Source organism: Marinagarivorans sp. (assembly GCF_982758155.1).
On sequence record NZ_CEXWTU010000387.1, the window covers coordinates 1 to 2,481 of the forward strand.

Consider the following 2,481-nt stretch of genomic DNA (forward strand, 5'->3'; position numbering starts at 1 on the left):
GCGCCCCTTTAAGCGCCTCGATAAGAAAGCCGATCTCTTCGCCTAATTGGACAAAATATTATTGCCTCGCCCCTTAAACTGGCCAAAAGCGGCGCCAACAACGCCTTGTGTAAACGGATCCATAGTTAATCACTGCTCTGTTTGTTTGGGGGCGGGCATGGCTGTATTTATTTTGTGCTTTATTGTAGCGTTGCGTTGCGGTAAACATTCGTTTTGACATGATCTAATGTTAGGGTTGAAAGCGCAATCTAAGAGAGGTTTTTAATGCAAATACGATGCGATACCCACATGCACACCGTTGCCAGTGACCATGCTTTTAGTACCGTGCACGATTACTGGGCGGCTGCAAAACAACAGAATTTACAACTGTTTGCGATGACAGATCACGCCTCCACAATGCCTGACGGCGCCCACGATTGGCATTTCGGCAACATGAAAATACTGCCGCGCACGGTGAACAATATTGCGATGTTGCGCGGTATCGAATCCAATATTCTTACCGATAACCGCGGGGTGGATATTCTAGACGGCATGGCGCCGTATTTAGATATTGCTATTGCCAGTTTTCACGAGCCCGTATTTTCGCCTGTGGATAAAAAAACGCATACCCGCGCCGCCATTGCAGCCTTTAAAACCGGTAAGGTACAAATTTTTGGCCACCCAGGTAACCCAAATTTTTTATTGGATGAAGAAGAAGTTATTCGTGCGGCGAAAGATAATAACGTGGTGCTGGAAATTAATAACAGTTCGTTTTCTCACTCCCGCGTAGGTAGCGAACCGGTATGTTTACGGTTATTAGAGTTGGTAGACAAGCTCGATTGGAAAGTGGTGTTTTCCAGCGATTCGCACAGTGCGTTTCATTTAGGGATTTTAGACCACTGCATCGCAAAGGCGCAGCAGGTGGGGTTTCCGTTTGAGCGAGTATTATCGGTTTCGCCGGCACGCTTACTGGCTTTTTTGGCCGAGCATGATAAACCCGTTGCGCAAGAGCTAGCGCCGTGGTTAGCGGCGCTAGAGGATTAATGCTTAAGCGCGGGGCGTTCGAATCGCTTATAAATCAGCAGCAAAACTAACGGTAATAAACCCGCAATCGCGACCCACTGCACGGCTTGCCAGTGCAGCTGATAAAGCACTGCGCCAGCACTTAAACTAGCGACCGCTTGAATGCTGAATACTAGGGTGTCGTGCTTGCCTTTAAAGCTAGCGTCGGTGTGTTGGGCAGCTAGCGTGCTGCCGCTTGTAAACAATACATTCCAGCCCACCCCAAGCAAAATCAAACCGATGGCGTAATGGTTTAAGTTAATGCCCGATAAGGTAAACACAAAAACGGCCAAATACAGTGTAATCCCCAGAATTAAACTTTTGTTAACCCCCAGCCATTGAATTAATCGGCCGGTAAAAAACGATGGAATAAACATCGCTAAAATATGCCACTGAATCACCGATTTTGTATTGGCCATGTTGTGGTTGTGGTGTTCGTGCATGCTGATGGGGGTGGCCGTCATGATAAAGCTCATAATTCCATAGGCTGTTACCGAAGCGATGATAGCCAGTAGTCCCTGATTAATTCGCCCTTCATGGTGCTGGGGAATATGGCTAGGGCTGGGAGCCGGAGGCAGAATAAGTACCAAGACTAAAGCCAGTATTTGCAGGCCCGAAACAATCACAAAGCCGGTGGCATACTGGGGCAGTGCGGTTATTTCGTTGTGCAGGGTAAGTTCTGGCCCAACAATCGCGGCTAAAATACCGCCCAGCATAAATACAGATAAAGCCACGGGTATTCGATCGGGTTGGTCGCTTAAAAAAAGCCGTGCTGAAAAGCGTAACTGTTGGGCGCAAGCACTCGCAAAGCCTAAGCACAGCATGGCACTTAACCATAAATAAAAAGATTCTTGAATCAACGCGGCAATCGCAAAACCGTTCCCACCCAAGCACATAACGGTGCCGCATAAAAACAAGCGTTTATAACCAGCTTTATCCAAAATTTTAGAGGCCGGCAAGGCAAATGCCGCCACGCCCAAAACCATCGCGGCTAAGGGCAGGGTGGCTAGCGCGGGTGATGGCGCAATTTGAATACCCACAATGCCGCCTATTAACAGTGCCAGCGGCATGCCTGTCATTAGCAACGCGCCGGCAAAAGCCAACACGTAAATAGGGCGTGGTAAATCCAGCATAGGTTACATCCTGTTATGGTCGATATTTGGCGTTTTATAGAACCGCTAAGGCGTGAGTATAGGGGCGAGGAAACAATATTTCATCCAGTAATACTTGATCTCGATATCCTTACCTTCGTTGCTCAAAGCGTTACATGCCTCGGTAACTGCTCCACGACATTATGCTCCTGCAATGTCTAATAAGGGGCTCCTGCCCCGATGCGTTACCCTAATGACCTATATCCGTATAGGCCCAGGCATGCGCCCCTTTATGCGCCTCGATAAGAAAGCCGATCGATAACTGCTCCATGCGTTATTCTAATAACCT

General features: G+C 48.1%; 2 protein-coding genes. One reads left to right on the forward strand and one right to left on the reverse strand.

Annotated features, from left to right (window positions below):
- The first annotated feature begins 264 nt into the window (after nucleotides 1-264).
- Nucleotides 265-1,023 (forward strand): PHP domain-containing protein, encoded by a 759-nt coding sequence (locus AC3A8L_RS21130; RefSeq protein WP_487964259.1) that lies wholly within the window; start codon nucleotides 265-267, stop codon nucleotides 1,021-1,023.
- Here the strand turns inward: AC3A8L_RS21130 and AC3A8L_RS21135 are convergent.
- On the reverse strand, nucleotides 1,020-2,174 hold the full coding sequence (locus AC3A8L_RS21135) for an MFS transporter (protein ID WP_487964260.1): 1,155 nt from the start codon (nucleotides 2,172-2,174) through the stop codon (nucleotides 1,020-1,022). The genes AC3A8L_RS21130 and AC3A8L_RS21135 overlap by 4 nt on opposite strands.
- Nucleotides 2,175-2,481: the final 307 nt, after the last annotated feature.